24 protein-coding genes, 1 pseudogene and 1 riboswitch are annotated in these 25,516 nt (G+C 66.7%); of the genes and pseudogenes, 3 read left to right on the top strand and 22 right to left on the bottom strand.

Going from position 1 to position 25,516, the window contains the following annotated elements; genetic code table 11:
* Nucleotides 1-40: 40 nt before the first annotated feature.
* The 11 genes from ACYQ1Z_RS02480 to ACYQ1Z_RS02430 all read right to left on the bottom strand — a co-directional run bounded on the left by ACYQ1Z_RS02480 (nucleotide 41) and on the right by ACYQ1Z_RS02430 (nucleotide 8,034).
* The gene (locus tag ACYQ1Z_RS02480) at nucleotides 41-886 is read right to left on the bottom strand and encodes a ribonuclease HII (protein WP_459790841.1); all 846 of its coding nucleotides are present in this window, start codon (nucleotides 884-886) and stop codon (nucleotides 41-43) included.
* 2 nt (nucleotides 887-888) lie between these two features.
* A complete protein-coding gene (gene lepB, locus ACYQ1Z_RS02475) occupies nucleotides 889-1,716 on the bottom strand; it encodes a signal peptidase I (protein WP_459790840.1) in 828 nt (275 codons plus the stop codon).
* Complete coding sequence (lepB, locus tag ACYQ1Z_RS02470) at nucleotides 1,717-2,394, bottom strand: signal peptidase I (protein ID WP_459790839.1); 678 nt, start codon at nucleotides 2,392-2,394, stop codon at nucleotides 1,717-1,719.
* Between the two features lie 85 nt (nucleotides 2,395-2,479).
* Complete coding sequence (gene rplS, locus ACYQ1Z_RS02465) at nucleotides 2,480-2,839, bottom strand: 50S ribosomal protein L19 (RefSeq protein WP_459790837.1); 360 nt, start codon at nucleotides 2,837-2,839, stop codon at nucleotides 2,480-2,482.
* A 249-nt stretch (nucleotides 2,840-3,088) separates the two neighbouring features.
* The gene (gene trmD / locus ACYQ1Z_RS02460; protein WP_459790836.1) at nucleotides 3,089-3,901 is read right to left on the bottom strand and encodes a tRNA (guanosine(37)-N1)-methyltransferase TrmD; all 813 of its coding nucleotides are present in this window, start codon (nucleotides 3,899-3,901) and stop codon (nucleotides 3,089-3,091) included.
* A complete protein-coding gene (gene rimM, locus ACYQ1Z_RS02455) occupies nucleotides 3,901-4,446 on the bottom strand; it encodes a ribosome maturation factor RimM (protein WP_459790835.1) in 546 nt (181 codons plus the stop codon). The genes trmD and rimM overlap by 1 nt, the downstream gene beginning before the upstream one ends.
* Nucleotides 4,447-4,544: 98 nt before the next feature.
* A complete protein-coding gene (locus ACYQ1Z_RS02450) occupies nucleotides 4,545-4,787 on the bottom strand; it encodes an RNA-binding protein (RefSeq protein WP_459790834.1) in 243 nt (80 codons plus the stop codon).
* A gap of 1 nt (nucleotide 4,788) precedes the next feature.
* Nucleotides 4,789-5,202: a 30S ribosomal protein S16 gene (gene rpsP, locus ACYQ1Z_RS02445; protein ID WP_459790833.1), complete on the bottom strand. Its 414-nt coding sequence runs from the start codon at nucleotides 5,200-5,202 to the stop codon at nucleotides 4,789-4,791.
* Between the two features lie 231 nt (nucleotides 5,203-5,433).
* Complete coding sequence (locus ACYQ1Z_RS02440; protein ID WP_459790832.1) at nucleotides 5,434-5,874, bottom strand: hypothetical protein; 441 nt, start codon at nucleotides 5,872-5,874, stop codon at nucleotides 5,434-5,436.
* 91 nt (nucleotides 5,875-5,965) lie between these two features.
* Nucleotides 5,966-6,841 (bottom strand): VOC family protein, encoded by an 876-nt coding sequence (locus tag ACYQ1Z_RS02435; protein WP_459790831.1) that lies wholly within the window; start codon nucleotides 6,839-6,841, stop codon nucleotides 5,966-5,968.
* Between the two features lie 110 nt (nucleotides 6,842-6,951).
* Entirely contained in the window at nucleotides 6,952-8,034 is a 1,083-nt protein-coding gene (locus tag ACYQ1Z_RS02430; protein ID WP_459790830.1) for an amidohydrolase family protein, read from the bottom strand.
* A gap of 92 nt (nucleotides 8,035-8,126) precedes the next feature.
* Nucleotides 8,127-8,234: riboswitch (TPP riboswitch) on the top strand.
* Between ACYQ1Z_RS02430 and thiC the strand changes: the two genes are divergently transcribed.
* Nucleotides 8,229-10,058 carry a phosphomethylpyrimidine synthase ThiC gene (gene thiC / locus ACYQ1Z_RS02425; RefSeq protein WP_459790829.1) on the top strand — a complete coding sequence of 610 codons (1,830 nt, stop codon included), beginning with the start codon at nucleotides 8,229-8,231 and terminating at the stop codon, nucleotides 10,056-10,058. Its footprint overlaps the riboswitch before it by 6 nt.
* Here the strand turns inward: thiC and ACYQ1Z_RS02420 are convergent.
* Complete coding sequence (locus ACYQ1Z_RS02420) at nucleotides 10,055-10,789, bottom strand: alpha/beta hydrolase (RefSeq protein ID WP_459790828.1); 735 nt, start codon at nucleotides 10,787-10,789, stop codon at nucleotides 10,055-10,057. The two genes, thiC and ACYQ1Z_RS02420, sit on opposite strands and share 4 nt — an antisense overlap.
* Before the next feature lie 101 nt (nucleotides 10,790-10,890).
* Complete coding sequence (gene ffh / locus ACYQ1Z_RS02415; protein ID WP_459790827.1) at nucleotides 10,891-12,474, bottom strand: signal recognition particle protein; 1,584 nt, start codon at nucleotides 12,472-12,474, stop codon at nucleotides 10,891-10,893.
* A gap of 100 nt (nucleotides 12,475-12,574) precedes the next feature.
* Between ffh and ACYQ1Z_RS02410 the strand changes: the two genes are divergently transcribed.
* Complete coding sequence (locus tag ACYQ1Z_RS02410) at nucleotides 12,575-14,029, top strand: glucose-6-phosphate dehydrogenase (protein ID WP_459790826.1); 1,455 nt, start codon at nucleotides 12,575-12,577, stop codon at nucleotides 14,027-14,029.
* A gap of 93 nt (nucleotides 14,030-14,122) precedes the next feature.
* Here ACYQ1Z_RS02410 and ACYQ1Z_RS02405 read toward each other — a convergent pair whose 3' ends face one another.
* Together ACYQ1Z_RS02405 and ACYQ1Z_RS02400 are read right to left on the bottom strand one after the other, a co-directional pair.
* Nucleotides 14,123-14,461, bottom strand: a complete 339-nt coding sequence (locus tag ACYQ1Z_RS02405) for a P-II family nitrogen regulator (RefSeq protein ID WP_255768384.1) — start codon at nucleotides 14,459-14,461, stop codon at nucleotides 14,123-14,125.
* Entirely contained in the window at nucleotides 14,458-15,819 is a 1,362-nt protein-coding gene (locus ACYQ1Z_RS02400) for an ammonium transporter (protein ID WP_459790825.1), read from the bottom strand. The genes ACYQ1Z_RS02405 and ACYQ1Z_RS02400 overlap by 4 nt, the downstream gene beginning before the upstream one ends.
* Nucleotides 15,820-16,045: 226 nt before the next feature.
* Between ACYQ1Z_RS02400 and ACYQ1Z_RS02395 the strand changes: the two are divergent.
* Nucleotides 16,046-17,278 (top strand): annotated as a pseudogene (locus ACYQ1Z_RS02395) (MFS transporter); the annotation flags it as partial.
* Between the two features lie 57 nt (nucleotides 17,279-17,335).
* On the opposite strand, the gene ftsY reads toward ACYQ1Z_RS02395, so the two are convergent.
* From ftsY to coaD, 7 genes are all read right to left on the bottom strand, one after another.
* Nucleotides 17,336-18,544 carry a signal recognition particle-docking protein FtsY gene (gene ftsY / locus ACYQ1Z_RS02390; RefSeq protein WP_459790824.1) on the bottom strand — a complete coding sequence of 403 codons (1,209 nt, stop codon included), beginning with the start codon at nucleotides 18,542-18,544 and terminating at the stop codon, nucleotides 17,336-17,338.
* Nucleotides 18,545-18,640: 96 nt separating this feature from the next.
* On the bottom strand, nucleotides 18,641-22,225 hold the full coding sequence (gene smc / locus ACYQ1Z_RS02385) for a chromosome segregation protein SMC (protein ID WP_459790823.1): 3,585 nt from the start codon (nucleotides 22,223-22,225) through the stop codon (nucleotides 18,641-18,643).
* Between the two features lie 153 nt (nucleotides 22,226-22,378).
* Nucleotides 22,379-23,335: a bifunctional DNA-formamidopyrimidine glycosylase/DNA-(apurinic or apyrimidinic site) lyase gene (gene mutM, locus ACYQ1Z_RS02380; protein WP_459790822.1), complete on the bottom strand. Its 957-nt coding sequence runs from the start codon at nucleotides 23,333-23,335 to the stop codon at nucleotides 22,379-22,381.
* A 4-nt stretch (nucleotides 23,336-23,339) separates the two neighbouring features.
* The gene (gene rnc, locus ACYQ1Z_RS02375) at nucleotides 23,340-24,065 is read right to left on the bottom strand and encodes a ribonuclease III (RefSeq protein ID WP_459790821.1); all 726 of its coding nucleotides are present in this window, start codon (nucleotides 24,063-24,065) and stop codon (nucleotides 23,340-23,342) included.
* Nucleotides 24,066-24,086: 21 nt separating this feature from the next.
* Nucleotides 24,087-24,290, bottom strand: a complete 204-nt coding sequence (rpmF, locus tag ACYQ1Z_RS02370) for a 50S ribosomal protein L32 (protein ID WP_009356569.1) — start codon at nucleotides 24,288-24,290, stop codon at nucleotides 24,087-24,089.
* A gap of 36 nt (nucleotides 24,291-24,326) precedes the next feature.
* Nucleotides 24,327-24,851: a YceD family protein gene (locus tag ACYQ1Z_RS02365; RefSeq protein ID WP_459790820.1), complete on the bottom strand. Its 525-nt coding sequence runs from the start codon at nucleotides 24,849-24,851 to the stop codon at nucleotides 24,327-24,329.
* A gap of 124 nt (nucleotides 24,852-24,975) precedes the next feature.
* Nucleotides 24,976-25,476: a pantetheine-phosphate adenylyltransferase gene (gene coaD / locus ACYQ1Z_RS02360; RefSeq protein WP_459790819.1), complete on the bottom strand. Its 501-nt coding sequence runs from the start codon at nucleotides 25,474-25,476 to the stop codon at nucleotides 24,976-24,978.
* Nucleotides 25,477-25,516 lie beyond the last annotated feature (40 nt).

The following is a 25,516-nucleotide window of genomic DNA, read 5'->3' as shown; positions in this document are numbered from 1 at the left end:
CACCATCTCCCCCGCCCCGGGAGCCGGAAGGCATCTGGTGTCAGATTGCCGCAGAGTCTCCCACGCCGGCAGGCTCCTCGCTCCCGGGCACTTCGCCCGGCTCCGCCGCTTCGAGTTCTGCCCCGTCCAGCAGCTCCCCGCCCAGCAGGCGCCAGCTGACACGGTGGTAGGGGGTGGGCCCTTCTGCCCGAAGCATGTCACGGTGTGCGGCGGTGGCGTATCCCTTGTTGACGTCCCAGCCGAAGGCGGGGTACTCGGCGTGCAGTTCGCGCATGGTCCGGTCCCGCTCCACTTTGGCGATAACGCTGGCAGCTGCCACGCTCAGGCATTGCATGTCTGCCTTGATCCTGGTGTGCACGGGGGCATCACAGGTGATTTCCAGTGCCGGCGGGTCAAACAGCGACAACTGATCGGCGGGAGAGAGCCAGTTGTGGTTGCCGTCGAGGAGCACCAGCTCCGGGGTCACCCCGGCGGCGAGGACGTCATGCCAGGCCCGGGAACCGGCCAGGCGCAGCGCGGCGATGATGCCGATGGCGTCGATTTCCTGGGCGGTGGCGTGCCCGACGGCGGCTGCCACGCTCCACCGGCGGACAAGCGGCTCCAGGCGTTCGCGTTCGGCCGGGGCAAGGAGTTTGCTGTCCCGGACTCCGGCCAGCGGTTTCTGGCGTTCAAGGTCCACGACGGCGATGCCGACGCTGACCGGTCCGGCGAGGGCGCCGCGGCCTACTTCGTCCACCCCGGCGAGGTAACGCACGCCCTGCGCCTTGAAGGTCCGCTCATGCCGCAGCGTGGGCGCTTTTGCGCGGACGCCGGCTGCTTTCGTGGAACCGGAGGAGGTGCGTGCCGGAGCCGCCTTTGCGGGGCCGGCCTTGACGGCGGGTGACATGGTCAGGAGGCCGCCGGGACGTTCCGGAAAACGTCCGGATGGTTGTCGAGCGTGGTGATCCGGTTCAGCGGCCACGCGATGACTGCTGCCTTGCCCTCAAGGTCCCTGAGGTCGATGAAGCCGCCGTCGGCGTCCATGTGGGCCCGGGAGTCGGCCGAGTGGTTCCGGTTGTCGCCCATCACCCACACCTTCCCTTCGGGGACGACGACGTCAAAATTCCGGATCTGGGGAACTTCTGCCGGGTTGACGTAGCTTTCGTCGATGGCGGTTCCGTTGATGGTCAGTTTACCGCCGGCGTCGCAGCAAACGACATGGTCGCCGGGCAGCCCGATGATCCGCTTGACGAGGTGCTGTTCCGAGTTGTCGGGGAGCAGTCCGACGAAGGTCAGGCCGTCCTGCACCCAGGTGAATGGCCCCTGGGCCTTCTCCTCGACGGGCGGCAGCCAGCCCTTGGTGTCACGGAACACCACGATGTCGCCGCGGCTGAGCGAGAAGGGCTCCGGCACCAGGAGGTTGACGAAGATGCGGTCGTCGACGTCGAGGGTGTTCACCATCGATTCAGACGGGATGAAAAACGCACGGAACAGGAACGTCTTGATCAGGAAGGACAGCACGACGGCGATAACCACCACCGTGGCGACCTCCTTGAGCCATGCCAGGACCGGGCTGCCGGAAGGCTTGTCTTTGGCCTTCGCAGCGGCGCGGCTCTCCACAGGCGCGGAGGCGGGGCTGGCCGCCGGGGGCCCGGCGTCTGCGGGAGCAGGCGGGGCCGGAGTGTCCGAAGCGCCGTCGTGGCGCGGTTCGGGCAGCCTCGCGTTGTTCTCGGGCATCTACTGTCCGTTCTCTGTGGTCGGTTCCGCGGCCGGAGGCCGTGGTACTGGAGCAAATCTATCAAGCGGCCAGATGATCTGGACGGGCCTGCCAACCACCCTGTCCACGGGGACCATCCCGCCACCCGGCGCACCAAGCAGGCTGCGGGAGTCGGCGGAAAGCGAGCGGTGGTCGCCCATGAGCCACAACCGTCCTTCCGGGACAACCGCCGTGAACTTAAGGTTGCTGGGAGCATCGCCGTCGAAAATGTATGGCTCGTCCAACGCCACTGCGTTGACCGTGATCTTTCCCGCTGCATCGCAGCAGACCACGGTATCGCCGGGAAGTCCGATGACCCGTTTTACGTAGGTGGTGTCACTGCCGGTGAGGCCGAGCCACTGGGTGACACCCGAGGCGGCGTCCGCCAGTGGTCCCTTGCCGCTGCTGAGCGGTGCGAAGGTTCCACGGCCATCGAAGACCACGAGGTCGCCGCGCCGCAGGGGTTCAGCGTGGAAGTCGGTGCGGGACACGAGGATGCGGTCCCCGCCTTCCAGGAGCGGTTCCATGGACTCGGACGGGATGAAGTAGACGTCGATCCACATTGACCGGACCAGGCCGCTGACGGCGACCGCCAGGAGAAGGGCCAGGAACGCAAAACGCCAGCCCGTTGTGGCGGGCTGGCGTTTTGTCTGGTCCATGGTCCATATCCTGGCGCTGGTGCTTGTTGGCTCCGGCGTTGGCCGGATACGGCTGCGGCCCAGCCTTAGTACGTCCGTGCGGGACTTACTTGGCGGCGGTGAAGTCGCGCTTTTCCTTGATCTTGGCTGCCTTACCGCGCAGTGCACGCATGTAGTAAAGCTTGGCGCGGCGAACGTCGCCCTTGGTGACAACTTCGATCTTTTCGATGATCGGGGAGTGTACCGGGAAGGTACGCTCAACACCGACGCCGAAGGAGACCTTTCGGACCGTGAAGGTCTCGCGGACGCCATCACCCTGGCGGCCCAGGACGAAACCCTGGAACACCTGGACGCGGGAGTTCTTGCCTTCGATGATGTTCACGTGGACCTTGAGGGTGTCGCCCGCGCGGAACTCGGGAACATCGGTGCGCAGCGAGGCTGCGTCTACGGAATCGAGAATATGCATGATTGCACTCCTGGTGAACGCCACAGGTCATTCACTTTGGGTCACGGCAGCAAAAGCCTTTGCGCAAGCGCGCCGGAAATTGCTGCCGAAAGCTAAGTGGTCCGGCCACCCCGATTGTTGGCGGGCCGGTTGTCAGGCTGTTGGTTTCACTCCCCCTGTGGCAGGCGCGGACCCAGCAGACACAAGGTCTAATTTTGCCACAGCAGGGCGGTTACGGCCAATTGGCCAGGGCGCGGAATGGCGGCCGCGTCAGCCCTGTGCGTCGGGTGCGGGATCCGCACGCCGGAGGAGCCTGCCGTCCACGACGTCGTAGCCCAGGTCCTGCAGCGCGGCGCGGTCGGCACGGGGCAGCGTGCCGGCGTCGAACCCTTCAAGGAGGTCCGGCCGGCGCGATGCAGTCCGCCGGTACTGCTCGTGCCGCCGCCACTGGGCAATTTTGCCGTGGTTGCCGCTGAGCAGGACGGAGGGGACTTCCCGGTCGCGCCAGACGGCGGGCTTGGTGTAGACGGGGTACTCAAGGAGCCCGTCGGAGTGGGATTCCTCCACGAGGGACTCCGGATTCCCCACAACTCCGGGCAGCAGCCGGCCGATTGCTTCCACCATGGCCAGGACGGCCACTTCACCGCCGTTAAGGACGTAGTCCCCAAGGCTGACGGGCCGCACATCAAAGTGGTCGCGCGACCATTCGATCACGCGCTCGTCGATGCCCTCATAGCGGCCGCAGGCAAAAGCAAGGTGCTTTTCCTCAGCGAGCCCGTACGCCATTTTCTGGGTGAACCGCTCCCCCGCCGGCGACGGGACGATCAGGACCGGTTTGCGTGCGCCGCCGGGCGCGGCGCCGGCCACGGCGGTCAGTGCCTGCGCCCACGGTTCCGGCTTCATGACCATGCCTGCACCGCCGCCGTACGGTGTGTCGTCCACGGAGCGGTGCTTGTCGGTGGTGAAACTGCGGAGGTCGTGGACATGCAGGTCCAGGATCCCGTCCTGCCGGGCCTTGCCGATGAGCGACAGTTCCAGGGGCGCCAGGTATTCCGGGAAGATGCTGACGACGTCGATCCGCATCAGCGGGTGCCTTCCGGACGTGACTGGTCGGAGTCGTCGGCGTTCAGTTCAAAAAGGCCGTCCGGCGGCGTGAGGAGGATGTACCCCTCCGCGATGTTCACCTCGGGCACGATCTGTTCCACAAAGGGGATCAGGATTTCTTCTCCGTCCGGGGTGGTGACCATCAGCAGGTCCTGGGCGGGCGCGGTGTTGAGGGCGGCCACCTTGCCGACCACCGTGTCGCCTACGCGCGCTTCGAGGCCAACGAGCTCATGCTCGTACCAGCCTTCGTCGTCGTCCTCGTCCAGGTCCGCTGTTTCGATAAAGAGCTTGGCCCCGCGCAGGGTCTCGGCCCGGTTGCGGTCGGCCACTTCTTCGAAACCGAGCAGGAGGATGTCTTTGTTCCACCGGGCGCTGCTTACTATTAGCGGGCCGGAGGATGCGGGTTCAACCACGAACTCGGTTCCGGGTACAAAGCGGTCCTCAGGAGCGTCGGTCAGGACCTGTACCGTGACTTCCCCGCGGATGCCGTGGGGCTTTCCAATGCGGGCCACCTGGAGCTGCATGTATTCCTCTGTTCGGGTTGGGCTGTTGGTCGGGAAAAGACACCGGCCCCTCCACCATCTGGTGGAGGGGCCGGCATAAAACTGGTGTTGCCGAGCGCTCAGCGGCGGCGGTCGGTGTCGACGACGTCGACCCTTACCGCTTCGCCACCGGCCAGTGCTGCCACCACGGTGCGCAGTGCGCGGGCCGTGCGGCCCTGGCGGCCGATCACCCGTCCGAGGTCATCCTGATGAACGCGCACCTCGAGGGTATCCCCGCGGCGGTTGCTCTTCGAGCTGACCTTGACATCGTCCGGGGAATCAACGATTCCGCGGACCAGGTGCTCCAGCGCGTCTGCCAGCAACCTACTCAGCCTCGGTGGTCTCTGCTTCGGCGTCGGCCGGAGCCTCGGACTTGGCAGCCTTCTTGGTGATGGCTTCCGGAAGGATCACGGAACCCTTCTCGGGGGCAACGAAGGCTTCCTTCTCAGACTTGGTCTTGAGGGTGCCTTCCTGGCCCGGCAGGCCCTTGAACTTCTGCCAGTCACCGGTGATCTTCAGGATCGCGGCAACCTGCTCGGACGGCTGGGCGCCGACAGACAGCCAGTACTGTGCACGCTCGGAGTCGACCTCGATGTATGAGGGCTCTTCGGTGGGGTGGTACTTGCCGATTTCCTCGATGGCACGGCCGTCACGCTTGGTGCGTGAGTCCGCGACGACGATGCGGTAGTACGGTGCGCGCATCTTGCCGAAGCGCTTAAGGCGAATCTTTACGGCCACTTTTGTGGTCACTCCTGTTTCAGAAAAGGGGGTGAACCCGGCTTTCTGCTCCCGTGGGGCGGGCCGTACTTGCGGGCTCGAAGGACAGGATCCGGACGCGGAGAGAGGGGCCACGCAGATCGAGTACCTGTTTATTGTGCCAGATCAGCGCTGCGATTTCGACTTGACACCCGCACAGCCCCCGGCGGCGGCACAAGCGCCCGGAAGTGGCACGCAAGCAGGTGCGGGCGCTTACGCGGACCAGACGTACAGGCCGGTGCGCTCCGAGTCATCGATGCCGGCTGCCAGTTCGGCCAGCTGCCGGATATAGGTGCGCGCCTGGTCCGCGCCGAACGGCATGTCCTCCTGGGCTGCCCATTGTTCGGCAACATCGTCCAGGATGTCACCCTCACCTTCAGTTTCGTAGGTGAGCAGGTCCGCAAGGGCGCGGACCATGGCCGGCGGGACCGCCAGGAGCGAGTCGCTCGCCACATCCACCATGGTGAGCTCGTAGTCCGCTCCCCCGGCATGAACGGCGGAGCCGGCGAGGTCCCCGAGCTGTTCCACCTCGAAGTCACTGATGTCCTGGATCCGGACAGCCTTCGCATCAGGCGCGCTCCCGCCTTCATCGAGGAGGCCGGCCCGCTTGAGCGCGGCGTCATGGGTGGCAGCAAAAACCTCGGTGAAGCCCATGGGAGTTCCCTTCTTCGCTCGAAAGTGCGTCCGGCCCGCGGCGGATGCGCGCGCGGACGTTCGGTTTCAGCCTAGTACGGGAACTGCCCGGTCAGCGCACTGCCACCCGGATGCTGTTGCGCCACGGGTCTTCAAAGCGCAGTTCCGCACCCGTGTGGTGGGAGAGCACACCGGCCACCTTGAGGCGGTCGGCCAGCGCTCCGACGTCGTCACCCGAAGGAACCTCGATGAGGACCTCGCCCAGGCCCAGCGTGTCTTTCCGGGGCCCTGCCCCCCGGCTGTTCCAGACATTCATGGCCATGTGGTGGTGGTAGCGGCCGGCGGAAACGAACAGTGCCTGCCCGTGCCAGCCGGCGGTCTTTTCGAAGCCGAGTGTTCCGACGTAGAAGTCGCGCGCCGTCTGGACGTCGCCAACCTGGAGGTGGACGTGCCCCACGCCCGCGGCCGTCTCCCGCTGGCCTTGCAAGGATTCTTCCGTGAGGTGCTGCTCCAGGTACCGCTGCGGTGGCAGGGCGAGGCTGTCCATGACAACGTCCGTGCCGTTCCAGGACCAGTTGCTGCGGGGCCGGTCCCAGTACAGCTCGATGCCGTTGCCTTCCGGGTCCGTGAAGTAGAAGGCCTCGCTGACGAGGTGGTCGGCGCTGCCGGTGAAGGAGCGCGGCTCGAACCGGGCGGCAGTGGCGATGGTTGCCGCGAGCGACGCCTGGTCCTCGAAGAGCAGCGCGGTGTGGAACAGTCCGGCTTCGCCACGGCCGGGGATGTTCAGTCCCGGCGCGGGAGCCAGGTGGACCAGCGGCTTCTGCAACCGGCCCAGGTAGAGGCCGCCGTCCTGCTCGGCCACAACCTCGAGGCCGAGCGCGCGCTGGTAGTAGTCGGTCATGACCTTCATGTCGCCGACCTTGAGCATGACGGTGCCCATGGTGAGGTCCGCAGGTAGAAGGTCCTGGCTGGTGGCTTCTGCTGACATTGAATGCTCCCTGTACTTACGGCCGCCGGATGTCGCAGCCTTGATACAGTTAAAATTACTTGAAGCTTCAATTTATTCCAAGGGCCCTGAAATTTTCCCGGCGCTGGGGTTCAGCGGATGATGCGCCCCCCGAGCACGACGTGGGCAGGCTCCGTGATGGTGGACGGGACCTTCCGCGGGTCGTCCCGGAACAGCACGGCGTCCGCCCGTGCGCCTTCCTGCAGGCCTGCAGCCCCGAGCCAGGTGCGCGCGGACCAGCAGGCGGCGTCCAGTGCCGCCCGCATAGGCAGCCCCGCCGAATGCAGGGCGAGGATTTCGTCCGCGATCCGGCCATGGCGGATGACACTGCCGGCATCCGTTCCGGCGTAGATCGTGACCCCGGCCTGGTACGCCTCCCCTACCCGTTCCAGGCGCCGCTCCCACAACGCCATCATATGGTCTGCGTAGCGCGGAAACTTGGGCCGGGCCTGCCGTGCGATATCAGGGAAGGTGGCGATGTTGATCAAGGTCGGCACAATGGGCACACCCTGCTCCACGAACCGCGGAATGTGACGGGGCAGGAGTCCGGTGGCGTGTTCGACGCAGTCGATCCCAGCGTCCAGCATCTGGTCGAGGGTGTCCTCGGCGAAGCAGTGGGCGGTCACCCGGGCGCCTTCGTCATGGGCGGCCCGGACGGCGTCACGGACGACGGCGGAGGGAAACGAAGGTGCCAAATCGCCGGCGCCGCGGTCGATCCAGTCTCCGACGACCTTGACCCAGCCGTCGCCGTCGCGGGCCTGCTTACGCACGGCCTCGACAAGGTTTTCCGGCTCCACCTCGTCGGCGAAGCCGCGGAGGTAGCGCCGGCTGCGGGCGACGTGGCGGCCCGCCCGGATCAGCACCGGAAAGTCCCGGCCGCCCTGCATCCAGCGGGTGTCAACCGGCGAACCGGCGTCGCGGACCAGCAAGGTGCCCGCGGCGAGGTCTGCGCGGGCCTGGCGTTCGGCAGTGGCGGCGTCCACCGGGCCGCCGGGCCCGAGCCCGATATGGCAGTGCGCGTCAACGAGACCCGGCAGCACCCACCCGTCGAGGATACTTCCCGGAGCTTCCCCGGGCCGGGCAAACGTCAACTTCCCGTCGACGGACCACAGGCCCCGCCGTTCGCTGTCCGGCCCGGTCAGGACCGGGCCGCTGAATTCGATGATTTCTGCCATGCGGACCCCTTTTTCCTCGCCAGTCAGGCTAGCACCGCGAAATGTGACAAAGCCCTTCGCGCTTGTCCCCGCAGGGCGTGTGGTAGCTTCGTTGCTGACCACACGGGTGCCCCTGCAGGGGCTGAGATCGGGCTGAGGCAGCCTGCGACCGTTGAACCTGTCCGGGTAATGCCGGCGAAGGAAGTGAGTATTCCTTGAGTACACCAAAAGAACAGCTGAGCCCTGCCCAAAACCAGGCCGGAGAAGCCCTGCGCGACGGAAAGTCCGGAGTCCCGGTCACCCAGTCATTGAAGTCGCATTCCCTGGCCTTCCTTGAAGATCCGGAGTCGGGGATACGGGTCCCGGTGACGGAAATTTCGCTGGAGCCCTCCCCAAACGGGGAAGCCAACGCACCGTTCCGCACCTACCGGACTGCCGGGCCCGGCAGCGACCCCGTCCGTGGCCTCAACCCGTTCCGGTCGGACTGGATTATGGAGCGCGGAGACACGGAGGCCTACAGCGGCCGGGAGCGGAACCTGCTCGATGACGGGCGCTCGGCCGTCCGGCGCGGCGCAGCATCGGCAGAGTGGAAGGGCGCCCAGCCGGTGCCCCGCCGCGCCGTCGAAGGCAGGACGGTGACGCAGATGCACTACGCCCGGCAGGGGATCATCACCCCGGAAATGCGCTTCGTGGCACTGCGTGAGAACTGTGACGTGGAGCTCGTGCGCAGCGAACTGGCGGCGGGCCGTGCGATCATCCCCAGCAACATCAACCATCCGGAGTCCGAGCCGATGATCATCGGCAAGGCGTTCCTGGTAAAGATCAACGCCAACATCGGCAACTCGGCGGTGACCAGCTCCATCGCCGAAGAGGTGGACAAGCTGCAGTGGGCCACCCAGTGGGGCGCCGACACGGTGATGGACCTGTCCACCGGCGATGACATCCACACCACCCGGGAATGGATCATCCGCAACTCCCCCGTCCCCATCGGCACGGTGCCCATCTACCAGGCGCTGGAAAAGGTGAACGGCGAAGCGAACGCCCTGACCTGGGAGATCTTCCGCGACACCGTCATCGAACAGTGCGAGCAGGGCGTGGACTACATGACAATCCACGCCGGGGTCCTGCTGCGGTACGTCCCGCTGACAGCCAACCGTGTCACCGGGATCGTCTCGCGGGGCGGGTCCATCATGGCCGGCTGGTGCCTGGCCCACCACCAGGAGAACTTCCTGTACACGCACTTCGACGAGCTGTGCGGGATCTTCGCAAAGTACGACGTGGCCTTCTCGCTCGGCGACGGGCTGAGGCCCGGCGCCACGGCCGATGCCAATGACGCCGCCCAGTTTGCTGAGCTGGACACACTGGCGGAGCTGACGCAGCGGGCGTGGGAGTACGACGTCCAGGTGATGGTGGAAGGTCCCGGCCACATCCCGTTCCACCTTGTCCGGGAGAACGTGGAACGCCAGCAGGAACTGTGCAAGGGTGCGCCCTTCTACACCCTGGGCCCGCTGGTGACCGACGTGGCACCCGGCTATGACCACATCACATCCGCCATCGGCGCCACCGAGATCGCCCGTTACGGCACCGCGATGCTGTGCTATGTCACGCCCAAGGAGCATTTGGGCCTGCCCAACAAGGATGACGTCAAAACTGGCGTCATCACGTACAAGATCGCAGCCCACGCAGCAGACCTGGCGAAGGGACATCCCGGGGCCCATGAACGCGATGACGCCCTGTCCAAGGCCCGCTTCGAGTTCCGGTGGCGTGACCAGTTCGCCCTCTCATTGGACCCGGTGACAGCCGAGGCCTTCCACGACGAGACGCTGCCTGCCGAGCCCGCAAAGACGGCCCACTTCTGCTCCATGTGCGGGCCGAAGTTCTGCTCGATGCGGATCAGCCAGGACATCCGGGACGAATACGGGTCCGCTGAGGCACAGGCAGCCCTGGCCGGCGTGGCGTCGGGCATGCGGGAGAAGAGCGAGGAATTCCTGGCCTCCGGCGGCAGGGTCTACCTGCCGGAGCTGAAGGTTCCCGCGGGAAGCTAGGACGCGCGGGCCGGTTGGGTGCGGCTGGCCTCGGCGATGAACTGCCGGATGGCCCGGTCACCCTCAGGTGAATCGTGCGGCCGGTGCCCGCCCGCGGCAACGCGGTGCAGGGCACCGGTCTCCCGAAGATAGCCGGCGATCTCCTCGTACAGCGGTTCCCACCCCCCGGTCAGGACCAGGGTGGGAACGCCGGGGACGATGTGCAGTGGCGCCTCCCATGAGGGCGCCTGCAGGCGAAGGCGCCGCGCCGAACGTTTTTCCTCCGCTGTGGCCGGTTCCTGAAGACCAGTGGCGTAGACGCGCCGGACATACTCCCGTTGGAAGTCGTCGTCGCCCAGCTGGTGCCGCAGGTCCAGCAGCGGCCGCATCAGCGCGATGTGCGCCGCCGTGGCGGGCAGCCCGGCCGTCAGGGAGAAGCACGCCGGTTCCACGAGGGTCAGGGAGTAGACGAGATCGGGGCGTTCGACGGCGGCCATCATCGCCGGGATGGCGCCCTGCGCATGGGCGACGATGTGTCCGCCGGCGGCGCCCCGGCCGTCATCGGCAAGGGACTGCAGCAGAATCGCGGTGTCCGCGCTGAACGACGATTCGACGGGTTCCGCGACCGGATCGTATCCGTGCCGGCGCAGGAACAGGGCATCGTAGGACAAAGCCATGCCGTGCTGGCGCGGCCACGCCGCGGCGCCGAAGCTTCCGGCGCCGTGCACGAACACCACACGCTGCTTGACCATGACCCAACCCTATTCCACGGTGCCGACATCTTAAGTGAGTAGCGCCAAGTGTCGTTTCGGACCGTCAAAACGACACTTGGCGCTACCCGGTTGGGCAACTGCTACTTGCCCAGGAACTTGTCGAAACCCTTGGGCAGGTTCAGCTGGGAGGGGTCGAAGTCGCCGGACTGCTGGCCGAAAGCGGCACCCGTGGGAAGCGCCTTCGCCGCGTTGGCGCGGCGGGCCTCCGCTTCCTTGCGTTCCTGGGCGGCTTTGGCCGGGTTACCCGATTTTGCTTTCTTCTTGGGCGCGTTCTTGGCGTTCTTCCGCGCCCCGCCGCCGGCACCGGGCAGGCCCGGCATCCCGGGCATCCCCGGCATGCCGCCCTGGGCCATCTTCTTCATCATCTTCTGGGCCTGTGCGAAGCGTTCCAGCAGGCCGTTGACCTCTGAGACGTGCACGCCGGAACCCTTGGCGATGCGGGCCCGGCGGGAGCCGTTGATGATCTTGGGGGCGACGCGCTCGTGCGGGGTCATGGAGCGGACAATCGCCTCAACCCGGTCGATTTCACGCTCGTCGAACTGCTCCAGCTGCTGGCGGATGTTCTGGGCGCCCGGCATCATCATGAGCATCTTCTTCATGGAGCCCATGTTGCGGATCTGCTGCATCTGGGCGAGGAAGTCGTCCAGGGTGAAGTCCTCCTGGTCGGCGAACTTCTTCGCCATCCGGGCGGCTTCTTCCTTGTCCCACGACTTCTCAGCCTGCTCGATGAGCGTCAGGACGTCACCCATGTCCAGGATGCGCGAGGCCATCCGGTCCGGGTGGAACAGCTCGAAGTCGTCCAGGCCCTCGCCGGTGGACGCAAACATCACGGGCTTGCCCGTGACCGACGCGACGGAAAGCGCGGCGCCGCCGCGCGCGTCGCCGTCGAGCTTGGACAGGACGATGCCGGTGAAGTTGACGCCCTCGTCGAAGGCAAGCGCCGTGTTCACGGCGTCCTGGCCGATCATGGAGTCGATCACGAACAGCACTTCGTTCGGGACGATGGCGCGGCGGATCTGGCGCGCCTGCTCCATCATGTCGGCGTCAACGCCCAGGCGGCCGGCGGTGTCGACGATGACGACGTCGTGCAGCTTCTGGCGTGCTTCCTCGACGCCGGCACGGGCCACGGCAACGGGGTCGCCGGCAGGCCGGTCGAGTTCGGTGGAGGTGGCGCCCGGGTGCGGGGCGAAGACGGGAACCTTGGCACGTTCGCCCACCACCTGCAGCTGGGTGACGGCGTTGGGGCGCTGGAGGTCGCAGGCGACAAGCATCGGGCTGTGGCCCTGGGACTTGAGCCACTTGGACAGCTTGCCGGCGAGCGTGGTCTTACCGGCACCCTGCAGGCCGGCGAGCATGATGATGGTGGGGCCGTTCTTGGCAAGGCGGATGCGCCGGGTTTCCCCGCCAAGGATCTCGACGAGTTCCTCGTTGACGATCTTGACGATCTGCTGGCTGGGGTTCAGCGCAGCGGACACCTCTGCACCGAGGGCCCGCTCACGGACCCGGCCGGTGAATTCACGGACAACGGGAACAGCGACGTCCGCGTCCAAAAGGGCGCGGCGGATCTCGCGGACTGTTGCATCGACGTCGGCCTCGGTGAGCCGGCCCTTGCCGCGGAGATTCTTGAAGGTTGCTGTCAACCGGTCAGAGAGTGAATTGAACACGCGCCGTGAACTTCTTTCTGTGGGTGATCAAAGCTGTGGATGATCGGGACTCGACTTTCTAGGGTACCAAGTCATGCCCGCGGGGTGGCATGCTGGCAAAATGACGAGCCAAACAACTGTAAAAACCCTGCTCATCCTGGGCGCCTCGGGCGACCTGACCGGCAGGCTGCTCCTGCCTGGCCTGGGGCGCCTGCTGGCCAGGGGCCGCGCCGCCGGGCTCCGGCTCGTCGGGGCCGGCTCCGATCCCTGGACACCTGAACAGTGGCGCGAACGGGTGCACGCAGCAGTTGCAGCAGCCTTGGACGATGCCGGCGCGGACGGGCGTGAGGCGCTCACGGCGCTGGAGAAGGAGACCGTCTACCACCAGCTTGATGTCACGGCAGGCGGCGCCCTCGCCGGGCTGCTGAACAGCCTCGAGGGGCCCGTTGCCGTGTACTTCGCGCTTCCGCCGCGGATCAGCCAGCTTGCCTGTGAGGCGTTGCGGCCGGAGGACGTCCCGTCCGGAACCCGGCTGGTGATGGAGAAGCCCTTTGGTTCCAGTGAGGAATCGGCCCGCTCCCTGAACCGGACCCTGGTGCGGCTCGTTCCCGAGGACCACATCCACCGGGTTGACCACTTTCTGGGGAAGGCGACGGTCCTGAACATCCTGGGCCTGCGGTTCGCGAACAACTTCCTGGAGCCAGTCTGGAACCGCCACCACATCGAAAAGGTGGAGATCATCTTCGACGAGGACCTCGCGCTTGAGGGCCGTGCCCGCTACTACGACTCGGCCGGAGCCCTGCGGGACATGATCCAGAGCCACCTGCTGCACATCATGGCGCTGATGGCCATTGAACCTCCCGCCACTATCCGCGAGCGCGACCTCCGGGACGCCATCTCAGCCGTCCTGCGCGCCAGCAGCGTCAATGCGCCGATGGCGGCCGCCACCCGGCGGGCGCGCTACACGGCCGGGACAGTGGGCGGGAAACCGGTACCCGATTATGCCCGCGAAGAGGGCGTGGATCCGGACCGGCGGACCGAGACGCTCGCCGAAATCGAGGTCGGGATCGAGAACTGGCGGTGGAAGGGTGTTCCCTTCATCCTGCGTTCCGGCAAGGCGCTCGGGGCCAAGCGGAAGGAAGCGGTGGTCACCTTCCGGCCGGTCCCGCACCTTCCCTCAGGGTTTACCGGGGTGGACTCCCCCAACCAGCTGCGGATCGGCTTCGGCCCGGACACCCTCCAGTTCGACCTCGACGTCAACGGTCCGGGAGACATCTTCAGCCTCAGCCGCGCCACCCTGGAAACGGAACTCAGCGCGTCGGAACTCCTTCCGTACGGTGAAGTCCTCGAGGGCGTGCTGGCCGGTGACCCGTTGTTGTCCGTACGGGGTGACACGGCGGAGGAATGCTGGCGGATCGTCGAGCCGGTGCTTCGGGCGTGGCGGCAGGACGCCGTGCTGCTGGAGGAGTACGACGCCGGTTCGGCCGGGCCTGCCGCCTGGCCCACCTTCCCGCACGGGGCAGGCCGTCCCCGGCGGGAAGGTGGGCCAGGCGGCCACGGAACACACACGTCCTGATTAACGAACGAAGCGGGCGGGAAACCTTCCGGTTGCCCGCCCGCCGTCGTCATTACTGCATCCTGTTGTCAGCCCCGCGGCCGGGGCCGTGCCCTAGATGGCGGCGACTCCCCGTTCGCCTGTCCGGACCCGTACGGCCTCGAACACATCGACGGTCCACACCTTGCCGTCGCCGGCGCGTCCGGTGTTGGAGCTGGCGATGATCACGTCCAGGATGTCGTCCGCCTGCTCGTCGGTGGCCAGCACCTCCACCCGGATCTTCGGGAGGAGATCCACGTTGTACTCGGCGCCGCGGTAGACCTCGGTGTAGCCGCGCTGCCGGCCGTAACCGCTGGCCGCACTGACCGTCAGGCCCTGCACGCCGTAGGCTTCCAATCCTTCCCGGATGGCTTCGAGCTTCTCAGGCCTGACGATGGCAGTAATCAGTTTCATGCCCCCACGCTTTCCTTACCAGTTGCTGATTCTGTCTTCTGCAGGCCTTCCGGCTGGGCCGCAGGCTCCTGCTGGGTCTTGCCGGTGATCATGTCGTGCAGCGGCTGGAAGGTTCCGCCGTGCCCGCCAACACCGAACTCGTAGGCGGTCTCGGCGTGCAGGCTGAGGTCCACGCCCACCGTTTCCTGTTCCTGGGAAACCCGGAAGCCCATGGTCTTGTGGATGGCCAGCGCGATGATGGCTGTCAGGACTGCGGAGTAGGCGATCGCGATGCCGGCTGCTGCGAGCTGGGCCCACATTTGGGCCATGCCGCCGCCGTAGAAGAGGCCGCCGCCCACACCCTCCTCGGGCAGGGCGATGAAGCCCAGGGCAACCGTGCCGATGATGCCGGAGACGAGGTGGACCCCGACGACGTCCAGGGAGTCGTCAAAGCCCCAGCGGAACTTCAGGCCAACCGCCAGGGCGGAGGCGATGCCGGCCACCAGGCCGAGGCCGAGGGCACCGACCGGGCTGACGTTGGCGCAGGCCGGGGTGATGGCCACGAGGCCCGCGACGACGCCGGAAGCGGCGCCGAGGGAGGTGGGGTGACCGTCGCGGATACGCTCCGTGATGAGCCAGCCGAGCATTGCGGCGGCGGGAGCGGCGAGGGTGTTGACCCAGATGAGGCCGCCCTGTTCAGCGGAGGAGGCAAGGCCGCCGTTGAAGCCGAACCAGCCGAACCAGAGGATGGCGGCACCGAGCATCACGAATGGGATGTTGTGCGGGCGGTGGTTCGGGTCCTTGCCGAAGCCCTTGCGGTTGCCAATGATCAGGACGAGGATCAGGGCCGCCACACCGGCGTTGATGTGGACCACGGTGCCGCCGGCGAAGTCGATGGCCGGGCCGAGCGCCTGGCCGATGGCGCCTTCCTCTCCGAAGAGGCCGCCACCCCACACCATGTAGGCCAGCGGGCAGTACACCAGGGTTACCCATACCGGTACAAAGACGCTCCAGGCACCGAACTTGGCGCGGTCAGCGATTGCGCCGCTGATCAGGGCTACGGTGATGATGGCGAACGTCGCTCCGTAGCCGACGAGGATGAGTCCGTCAGGCGCGTCGGCCGTGTTGACTCCCTCAAGGCCAAAGCTGGTGAACGGGTTGCCGACCATCTGCAGGAAACCGTCGCCACCGGTCATGGAGTAGCCCCACAGGACCCACACAACGCTCACGATGCCGATGGAGATGAAGCTCATCATCATCATGTTCAGTGCTGCCTTGGCGCGGGTCATGCCGCCGTAGAAAAATGCCAGGCCCGGTGTCATGAACAGCACGAGCGCTGCCGCCACCATGAGCCATACGTGACCTGCGGTAAGTTCCATGGTGCACGTCCTCTCTCATTTACTCTTTGCGGAGTCCTCCGCCTGCCAACGCCTTTTTGCGTCCTGTAACGAGTGTGTCGGCGGCGTGTTTCGCCCGCAGAGGATTTAGATTGCCGGCCTGTTACAACAACCTCTATGAAGTAAATGGTGCATATCCGCCTTGTTACGGTTGTGTTTCACCACTTTGGCCGGGCCAGGGCGCCCTACCACGCAAGGAACGAACCCCATGACAGCACCACCCCGTGTGAGCCGCGCCACGGCGCGGATTCTGGCGCGCCTCCGGCCCCGGCGGGACAAGCTTCCCCGCGATATCAAGGTGATGCTGGCCGCCGCGTTCCTGATTGCGCTTGGATTCGGGCTTGTTGCGCCCGTATTGCCGCAGTTTGCCACGACTTTCGGCGTCGGCAACACCGAAGCGGCAGTGATCGTGGCGATCTTCGCGTTCATGCGGCTGGTCTTTGCCCCCGCCGGGGGCACGCTGATCGGGAAACTGGGTGAGCGGCCTGTCTATGTGTCCGGGCTCCTGATCGTGGCGGCGTCGACGGCGGCGTGTGCCTTCGCCCAGGACTACTGGCAGTTGCTGCTGTTCCGCGGGCTGGGCGGCGCCGGGTCCGTGATGTTCACTGTCGCCTCGATGGCCCTGGTGGTGAGGCTGGCGCCGCCGGAAAGCCGCGGACGCGTTTCCGGGGCCTACGCCTCCGCATTCCTTGTTGGCAATGTGTGCGGACCTATCGTGGGCGGCCTCCTGGCGGGACTGGGACTCCGGATCCCTTTCCTGGCCTACGCAGCCGCCCTGGTTGTGGCCGCCGTCGTGGTGCAGACCCAGCTAAGCCACCAGCGCCGCGGCTCCACCGGCCATGGGCACAAAGCGCCGGACATGGGCTTCGGTGAAGCCCTCGCGACGGGGGCGTACAGGTCGGCGCTTTTCTCAAGTTTCGCCAACGGGTGGGCTACGTTCGGTGTCCGGATGGCCACCGTTCCCCTGTTTGCGGCCGCAGCCTTCGGCTCCGGCCCGGAGGCCGCGGGACTGGCGCTGGCCGTTTTTGCTGCGGGCAATGCCGCCGCGCTCACCTTCTCCGGGCGGCTGGCGGACAGCCTTGGTCGCAGGCCCCTGATGATGTGGGGCCTCGTTGTGGCCGGGATGGCGACGGCCGGCATCGGCTTCACCCAGGACCTGGTGTGGTTCCTGGCCGCTTCGGCGCTGGCGGGAGTCGGGTCCGGTCTGTTCGGGCCCGCGCAGCAGGCCGCCGTCGCGGACGTGATCGGCAATGGACGTTCCGGCGGGAAGGTGCTGGCGGTCTACCAGATGGCGTCCGACGTCGGCGCCATCGTTGGGCCGGTCCTTGCCGGGGTCCTCGCCGACAAGCTTGGCTTTGGCTGGGCGTTCGGCGTCACCGGCGGCATTTTGCTGGCTGCGGCCTGTACGTGGCTGGCGTCCCGGGAAACGCTGCGGGCCGCCGCGTCCTCAGACGTGGCGGGCCGCAGTAGGGACTCGCTGGTTCAGCCGCGCACGGGCTTAGTTCAGCAGCGCGTCGACGAAGCCCTCGGCCTCGAACGGTGCGAGGTCGTCGGCGCCCTCGCCCAGGCCGATCAGTTTCACCGGAACGCCGAGGGACTTCTGGATGGCGACGACGATGCCGCCCTTGGCCGTGCCGTCCAGCTTGGTCAGCACGATGCCGGTGATGTTGACGACCTCGGAGAAGACCCTGGCCTGGTTGAGGCCGTTCTGGCCCGTGGTGGCATCCAGGACGAGCAGGACCTCATCCACTTCGGCCAGCTTCTCCACTACGCGCTTGACCTTGCCCAGCTCGTCCATCAGGCCCACCTTGTTCTGGAGCCGGCCGGCGGTGTCGATCATGACCACGTCGACTTCCTGGTCGATGCCGGCCTTGACCGCCTCGTAGGCGACGGAGGCGGGGTCGGCACCGTCGATGTCGGACTTGACGGTGGGGACGCCCACCCGCTGGCCCCAGGTGGCCAGCTGTTCGGCGGCGGCGGCGCGGAAAGTGTCGGCGGCGCCCAGCAGGACGTCCTTGTCCTCGGCGACGAGCACACGGGCCAGCTTGCCCACCGTGGTGGTCTTGCCGACGCCATTGACGCCGACAACCATCATGACGGCGGGCTTGTCCGCGTGCCGCTGGACGTTGAGGCTGCGGTCCATGGTGGGGTCCACCAGCTTGATCATTTCCTCGCGGAGCAGTTTCTTGACGTCCTCCGGGGTGCGGGTGCCCAGTACCTTGACACGTTCACGCAGGGAGTCCACCAGCTGCATGGTCGGTTCGGTGCCGAGGTCGGCCAGCAGGAGGGTCTCCTCCACCTCGTCCCAGACGTTCTCGTCGATCTTGTCGCTGGAGAGCAGGGCCAGCAGGCCCTTGCCCATGATGTTGTTGGAGCGGACCAGGCGTTCCCGCAGGCGCATGAGGCGGCCTGCCACGGGCAGCGGGGTTTCAACCGGGATGACTTCCAGTCCGGCGGCGTCGTCCGGGACGGTGGTGGTGCCGAGGTCCTCGACGTCGACACCGGCCGGTGCCTTCCGGTCCGTCTCCGCCGCGGGCCGGTCAGCGACGAGGGTGCTGCCGCCGGGTTTCACTTCGGGGTCGTTGGCGTCCCGTGTGCCCGGGTACCGCGTGATGTTCCGCCGGGTCTTCACCAGGACAGGAATCAGCCCGCCGATGACCGCCAGGGCAGCAACAATGGACAGAATAATGGGAAGGATGTCATTCACTCCCCTAGCTTCTCATAATCGCAGGGGCGGTTCCGGGCAGTGCGTCGGCCCCGTGACCTGCCCCGGCAGCGGCCGGTCCGGTCCGGCCGGCGGCGCCTAAACCTCCGCGCCGAGGCGCTGGCTGATGACGGTGGACACGCCGTCCCCCCGCATAGTCACGCCGTACAGCGCGTCCGCCACCTCCATGGTGCGCTTCTGGTGGGTGATGACTATGAGCTGGCTGGATTCCCGGAGTTCCTCGAAGATGGTGATGAGCCGGCCGAGGTTCGTGTCGTCCAGGGCTGCCTCCACCTCGTCCATCACGTAGAACGGTGACGGGCGGGCCTTGAAGATGGCCACCAGCAGTGCGACGGCGGTCAGCGACCGTTCCCCGCCGGAGAGCAGCGACAGGCGCTTGATCTTCTTGCCGGCCGGCCGGGCCTCGACGTCGATCCCGGTGGTGAGCATATCCGCCGGATCCGTGAGGACCAGGCGCCCCTCACCGCCGGGGAACAGCCGTTCAAAGACACGGACGAACTGCGCCTGGGTGTCTTCGAAGGCTTCGGTGAAGACACGCTGGACCCGGTCATCGACTTCCTTGATGATGTCCAGGAGGTCCTTGCGGCTGGCTTTGAGGTCCTCAAGCTGGGTGCTGAGGAACTGGTGGCGTTCCTCCAGCGCCGCGAATTCCTCCAAGGCCAGCGGGTTCACCTTGCCAAGCCCGGCGAGGTCGCGTTCGGCTTTGCGCAGGCGTTTCTCCTGCTCCGCGCGGACGTACGGCCTGCCCTCGACGATGACGTCCCCGCTGGCATCCACGGGGGCGCGCAGGGCGGCCCACTTGTCTCCGCTGTCCTCCGCCGTGACCGGGACCGGCACGTGCGGGCCGAAGTCGCTGACGAGGGTATCGGGGGTGATTCCCAGTTCGTCGATTGAACGCGTTTCCACCGCTTCGATCCGTGCCCGCTGCTGGGCCCGGGCGAGTTCGTCGCGGTGCACGGTGTCGGTGAGCTCCGCGAGTTCCCGGGCCAGGGCGTCATTGGCCGTGCGGATGTCCTTCAGACTCTGGTCGCGGAGTTCACGGTTTTCTTCGGCCAGGTCGCGTTCGTGGGCTGCCACCGCGACGGAGACGTCCACGTGGCGGAGCGCGAGTTCCACGGCCGCTGAGACCGCCGCTGCCCGGCGGGCCTGGATGCGGCGGCGGTGGGCGCGTTGGGCCGCTTCCTCGCGGGCGCGCCGTTCGGCAGCGGCGGCGCGCTCCAGCGAGGCCACCCTGTTCCTGGTGGCCGAAAGTTGTTCTTCGGCGCTCCGCAGCGAGAGCCGTGCCTCCACTTCGGCGGCCCGGGCGTTGGCCGCGGCCTGGGCCAGGGCGTCGCGCTGCCGGGTGGACGGTTCCTCGTCGAGGGGAACTTCCTGGGCGGCGGCGAGGCGCGCGGCAACCGCGAGGAGGGCTTCCTCTTCGGCCACAACGTTTGCCTCCGCCCGGGCCAGGGACTCTGCAAGCCGGTCGCGTTCGCCGGCGGCGCTGCGCAGGACCGAGTTCAGGTGGCCCAGCCGTTCGGCCACGGCAGCCAGCCGGGCGTCGGATTCGTGGAGCCTGTCGAGGGCGGCGTCGGCTTTGTCCTGTGCTTCCGACCGCCGGGCCTCGGCCCGGGCCAGGGCGAACCTGTTTTGCTCGATGGCCGCGGTGACAGCGGCAAGCTGCCTGCCGGCGTCGTCCACTGCGGCCTGGACTTCAAGCAGCGACGGTGCCTTGGCGGAACCGCCCGTCACGGAGACGGCCGTAAAAACGTCGCCCGCTTCGGTGATGGCCGTCAGTCCGGGGTGGTCGGCCACGAGGGCGGCGGCGGCGTCCATGCCGGGGACGACGGCGGTGCGGGCGAGCAGGTGCCGGGCCAGGGCGGCGGAAGGTCCTTCGCCCTGCAGGAGGGCTCCCGCCCACCGGGCTCCAGCCGGAAGGGCGCCGGCGTCCCCTTCCTGCGTTTCCCGGGCGGCGGAGGCCAGCAGCAGTGCTGCGCGGCCGCCGTCGTCCTCCTTGAGCAGTTGCAGGACTTTGGCCGCCGTGGCGGCATCCTGCACCAGGACAGCCTCGGACGCGTCGCCGAGGGCAACCGCGATGGCCGTTTCAAAGCCGGGCTCCACCGTGAGCTCTCCGGCCACGCTCCCCCGCACCCCGGGAACGGCGGCCTGCAGGACGTGCCGTGCGCCGTCTTTGCGGTCAAGTCCGAGCCGCAGGGCGTCCCGGCGGGCCGCGAGGGCGTCGCGTTTGCGGACTCCCTCGTTGAGGGCCGCCTTGAGGTCTGAAATTTCGGTGAGCACGTTGTCCAGGGCGGCGCTTGCCGCCTCATAGTCGGCGTCGAGCGATTCCTCGCCTTCCTCAACGCCCGCCACCTGGTTTTCCAGCGCGGTGAACTCTTCCTGGGCGCGGGCCCGGCGCCCGGCGGCTGCGGTCAGCGACTCCCGCAGCCGTCCCAGTTCGGCCTGAGCCGATTCAGCCCTCGACCTCGCCGCGGCGACCTGTCCTGCCAGCCGGGCCAGGCCCTCGCGCCGGTCCGCGGCTGCCCTGAGTTCGGCGGTGAGCCGCTGGTCCTCTTCGCGGGCCGCCGCTTCGGCCGAGGCCTTGGCCGCGCTGGCCGCCTCCAGGCCCCTGCGTCCTTCGTCGATGGTCCGTTCCAGTTCCGCCAGTTCCCCCCGTACCCTGGCGGCTTGCTGTTCCAGCTGCTCGGGGTCCCGGCCGGAGGCGGGAGCGGAGTCCGCGGTGCCGAGCAGCCGGCTGCGTTCCCGGGCGAGCGAGCCAAGCGACCGCAAACGTTCCCGGACGGCGGTCAACTGGTACCAGGTGTCCCGGGCAGCGTTAAGTTTGGGGGTGGCTTCCGCTGCCAGCTGTTCCAGGTTTGCCTGCTCCCTGCGCCCGGCTTCCAGGTCCTGTTCAACGGCGGTGCGCCGTGCCTTGAGGGCGGCCTCGTCGGCCACGTCCTGCTCCAGGGCGGTCCGCAATTGGACGAGGTCGTCAGCCAGGAGCCGGGCACGGGCGTCACGGACATCGAACTGGACCCGCTGGGCCCGCCGGGCGACCTCTGCCTGTTTGCCCAGCGGCGTGAGCTGGCGGCGGATCTCCGCGGTGAGGTCCGTGAGCCGCTGCAGGTTTGCCTGCATGGCTTCGAGCTTGCGGACTGTGCGTTCCTTGCGCCGCCGGTGCTTCAGGATGCCGGAGGCTTCCTCGACAAAGCCCCGCCGGTCCTCCGGTGTGGCGTGCAGGACGCGGTCCAACTGCCCCTGGCCCACGATGACGTGCATCTCCCGGCCGATGCCCGAATCGGACAGCAGTTCCTGGATGTCGAGCAGCCGGCAGCCGGCGCCGTTGATGGCGTACTCCGATCCGCCAGTGCGGAACAAGGTCCGGGATATGGTGACTTCGCTGTAGTCGATGGGCAGGGCGCCGTCGGTGTTGTCGATGGTCAGGGACACCTGGGCGCGGCCAAGCGGCGGGCGGCCGGAGGTGCCGGCGAAAATGACGTCGTCCATCTTGCCGCCGCGCAGCGTTTTTGCACCCTGCTCCCCCATCACCCAGGCCAGTGCGTCCACCACATTCGACTTGCCCGAACCGTTGGGTCCCACCACCGCGGTGACTCCCGGTTCGAAGTCGAAGGTCGTGGCAGAGGCAAAGGACTTGAACCCCCGGACGGTCAGGCTTTTGAGGTGCAAGGCTCTTGGATCTCCTGGTGGCTGTAGCTGCTGCGTCGCTGTCCTAAATCTACTGTGTTGCGCGCAGAAGTCCCGGACGCGGGCGGCTTGTCCTGTGTTGAACTGTGCCGGGGGTGTCCTCTACCGGGGGTTTGTCCTGTACCGGGATCCGGGTTACCAGCGGCCGTTGCGGGGGCGGGGCTGGCAGACCGGACAGGTGTGGGACGAGCGGTTCATGAACTGTTCGCGGCGGATCAGGGCGTTGATGCCGGCCGCGGCGCAGCGCCGGCACGGCTCCCCTTCGCGGCCGTAGGCGTTGAGGGACCTGTCGAAGTAGCCGGACGCGCCGTTGACGTTGACGTAGAGGGAGTCGAAGCTGGTGCCGCCGGCCGCCAGTGCATCGAGCATCACGTCGCGGGCGCTTTGCAGGACCCTCTCGGCTTCCGCCCTGCGGAGGGTGTCGGTGGGCCGCGCGTAATGGAGCCTGGCACGCCAGAGCGCCTCATCGGCATAGATGTTGCCGATGCCGGAAACGAGCCCCTGGTCCAGCAAGGCGCGTTTGAGCCCGGTTTTGCGTTTACGCAGCCTGCGGTAGAAGAGGTCGAAGGAGAAGGCCGGGTCCAGGGGGTCGCGGGCGATGTGGGACGCCTCTTCGGCGATCAGCGGCAAAGGGGACTCGGCGAGGCCGCCCGGCTCCCCGTCGTCCGTGGGGACCATGGCGGTGACAAACAAGCCTCCGAAGATGCGCTGGTCCACGAACCGCAACTGCCCGGGCATGCCGTCGCGCCGGCTCAGCCGGAAGCGGACTTTGAGGTGCTTCTCGTCCGGTACGTCCCGGTCCTGCATCAGCAACTGCCCGCTCATCCCGAGGTGCGCCATCAGCGCCACCGCCGGGACCGGGCTGCCGGTTGGCGGTGCCGCAGCGTCGAGCAGCGGCATCCACAGGAATTTGCCCCGGCGCACCACGTCCGACACAACAGCACCCTCAAGGTTGCCGATGAAGTCCGCGGTTCCGAGGGCGTGGCGGCGGATGGACCGCGGGTCCAGCACCTCGACAGACTCGATGGTCCGGCCGCGCACCCAGCTCACCAGGCCGCGCCGGACCACCTCCACCTCGGGAAGTTCAGGCACGGCGCTACTTGGCAGCCACGTTGCCGGCGGCCTTACCGGACGCGCTGGCACCCGGCCCGGAGAGGACACGCCATGCGTCCGCCGCAGCTTCCTGCTCCGCCTCTTTCTTCGAGTGTCCGGTGCCCTTGCCGTAAGCGGTCCCGCCGATGTTGAGGACAGCCCTGAAGGTCCTCGCGTGGTCCGGACCCGAGCCGTCCACCGCGTAGTGGATGGCGCCGAGCTGGCGGCTGGCGGCAAGCTCCTGGATGCTGGTCTTCCAGTCCGTGCCGGCGCCCAGCACTGCGGCGTCCTTCAACAGCGGCCCGATGAGCCGCATGACCAGCTGCCGGGCAGTCTCGATGTCGTTGGACACGTAAGTGGCACCGATCAGCGCCTCCATGGTGTCGGCAAGGATGGACGCCTTGTTCTTGCCCTCAGTGAGCTTTTCGCCCTGGCCGAGGTAAATGTATTCACCGATGCCGAGGCTGCGGCCGATGTTGGCCAGCGCCCGGGTGCTCACCACTGCTGAACGCCGTTTGGCCAGGTCACCCTCGGGAAGGTCGGGATGGTCCCGGTAGAGGGCATCGGTGACGGAGAAACCCAGGATCGAATCGCCCAGGAATTCCAGCCGCTCGTTGGTGGGGATGCCGCCGTTTTCGTAGGCATAGGAGCGGTGGGTAAGCGCAAGACGAAGCGTCCCGGCGTCAATAGAGACACCGAGACGCTTCAAAAGCTCTTCAGTTGAAGACATCAGGTCAGCCCGAGCGGCCGATTAGACGTCAGCGACCTTGCGGCCCTTGTACTCAAGGAACAGCGCGGTGCCAGCAGAGTCAGTAACGACCTTCGCCTGGTGCGGCAGGCTGTAAGTAACCTGGCCGTTCTCAACGGTCTTCACCAGGTGGGGGGCGGTCGCCTTCCACTGCGAGCGGCGGGCGCGGGTATTCGAGCGAGACATTTTCCGCTTGGGAACAGCCACGGCTAACTCATTTCTCTCTAGACAAACACGTACACATCAATTTTGCCGGTCAGGCTTAGCCAGATCAGACAGGGCAGCCCAGCGAGGATCCAGGACCTCGTGGTGGTGCCCCGGATCGTCTTCCAGGCGAACCCCGCATTCGGAGCAAAGACCCTGGCAGTCTTCCCGGCACACCGGCTGGAACGGCAGTTGGGTAACAACCGCGTCCCGCAACACCGGTTCAAGATCGATTACATCGTGCTCGACTCGACGTTGCTCTTCTTCATCTTCTTCGTCCGAAAGCTCAACGCCTTCATAGAAGAAAAGTTCCTGCACATTGACCTCGAGGTCATACGCAAGGGGATCCAGGCATCGGCCGCACTCACCTGATACTTCGGTGAGCACGGTTCCTGAAACCAGAATTCCTTCGTGTACGGCCTCAAGCCTCAGGTCAAGCTCGACATCCGAGCCTTCCTGAACGCCAATGAGCGGCACACCAAGATCACTTGGTGCGGGTACATGCTCTTTCAGTGTCCGCATGCTTCCCGGGCTGCGCCCGAGATCCTTGACGTCGAACACCAAGGGCGAACCAGCATCTCTTTTAATGAGAACTCCTGTTGAACATATGACCGACGTACCATCTTAGCCTGAAGAATCGCGGGGACTCAAACCGGTAAAACCGGCAGCTCAGAAGTACCGGACAAGCCTACCGCTTCGGCTGCTGATCCTGCGCAGGCTCGCCAGCGAGCATGCGCCGCTGGACTGAACGGGGCACGTAATCGGACACGCTTCCGCCCAGGCTGGCCACTTCCTTGATGAGGGTGGAGGACAGGTGGATGTAGTGGGCCTCGGCCGGCAGGAACACCGTCTCCACACCGCTCAGCTGGCGGTTCATGGTGGCCATGGGCAGTTCGTAGTCGAAGTCCGAGGACGAGCGCAAGCCCTTGACGATCGCCGAAACGCCACGCTGCCGGCAGTACTCGGCCAGCAGCCCCTCCCCCACCGGCTCAACCACAATGCCCTTGAGCGACGCCAGGGTTTCCCGTGCCATGTCCAGCCGCTCGTCCAGGGTGAACCTGTACTTCTTGGCGAAGTTGGTGGAAATGGCCACGATGACTTCATCAAAGAGCCCGGCGGCCCGTGCGATGACTTCGAGATGGCCGTTGTGGATGGGGTCGAAAGATCCTGGGCAGACAGCTCGTCTCATGCTCCGAACCTACCCCATAAAAAGCCCGGGATACCATGGC

It is taken from the genome of Arthrobacter sp. AD-310 (assembly GCF_054656615.1).
This window is presented reverse-complemented; position numbering and strand designations above follow the sequence as displayed.

What these genes read in the sequence shown, in the direction of transcription:
- ACYQ1Z_RS02430 (WP_459790830.1), bottom strand. Translation starts at nt 8,034, where the DNA reads ATGGCAGAAATCATCGAATTCAGCGGCCCGGTCCTGACCGGGCCGGAC.
- ACYQ1Z_RS02405 (WP_255768384.1), bottom strand. Translation starts at nt 14,461, where the DNA reads ATGAAACTGATTACTGCCATCGTCAGGCCTGAGAAGCTCGAAGCCATC.
- rimM (WP_459790835.1), bottom strand. Translation starts at nt 4,446, where the DNA reads ATGCAGCTCCAGGTGGCCCGCATTGGAAAGCCCCACGGCATCCGCGGG.
- ACYQ1Z_RS02410 (WP_459790826.1), top strand. Translation starts at nt 12,575, where the DNA reads ATGACGAGCCAAACAACTGTAAAAACCCTGCTCATCCTGGGCGCCTCG.
- coaD (WP_459790819.1), bottom strand. Translation starts at nt 25,476, where the DNA reads ATGAGACGAGCTGTCTGCCCAGGATCTTTCGACCCCATCCACAACGGC.
- trmD (WP_459790836.1), bottom strand. Translation starts at nt 3,901, where the DNA reads ATGCGGATCGACGTCGTCAGCATCTTCCCGGAATACCTGGCGCCCCTG.
- ACYQ1Z_RS02420 (WP_459790828.1), bottom strand. Translation starts at nt 10,789, where the DNA reads ATGGTCAAGCAGCGTGTGGTGTTCGTGCACGGCGCCGGAAGCTTCGGC.
- ACYQ1Z_RS02400 (WP_459790825.1), bottom strand. Translation starts at nt 15,819, where the DNA reads ATGGAACTTACCGCAGGTCACGTATGGCTCATGGTGGCGGCAGCGCTC.
- ACYQ1Z_RS02480 (WP_459790841.1), bottom strand. Translation starts at nt 886, where the DNA reads ATGTCACCCGCCGTCAAGGCCGGCCCCGCAAAGGCGGCTCCGGCACGC.
- rplS (WP_459790837.1), bottom strand. Translation starts at nt 2,839, where the DNA reads ATGCATATTCTCGATTCCGTAGACGCAGCCTCGCTGCGCACCGATGTT.
- ACYQ1Z_RS02435 (WP_459790831.1), bottom strand. Translation starts at nt 6,841, where the DNA reads ATGTCAGCAGAAGCCACCAGCCAGGACCTTCTACCTGCGGACCTCACC.
- lepB (WP_459790839.1), bottom strand. Translation starts at nt 2,394, where the DNA reads ATGGACCAGACAAAACGCCAGCCCGCCACAACGGGCTGGCGTTTTGCG.
- ACYQ1Z_RS02440 (WP_459790832.1), bottom strand. Translation starts at nt 5,874, where the DNA reads ATGGGCTTCACCGAGGTTTTTGCTGCCACCCATGACGCCGCGCTCAAG.
- rnc (WP_459790821.1), bottom strand. Translation starts at nt 24,065, where the DNA reads ATGTCTTCAACTGAAGAGCTTTTGAAGCGTCTCGGTGTCTCTATTGAC.
- lepB (WP_459790840.1), bottom strand. Translation starts at nt 1,716, where the DNA reads ATGCCCGAGAACAACGCGAGGCTGCCCGAACCGCGCCACGACGGCGCT.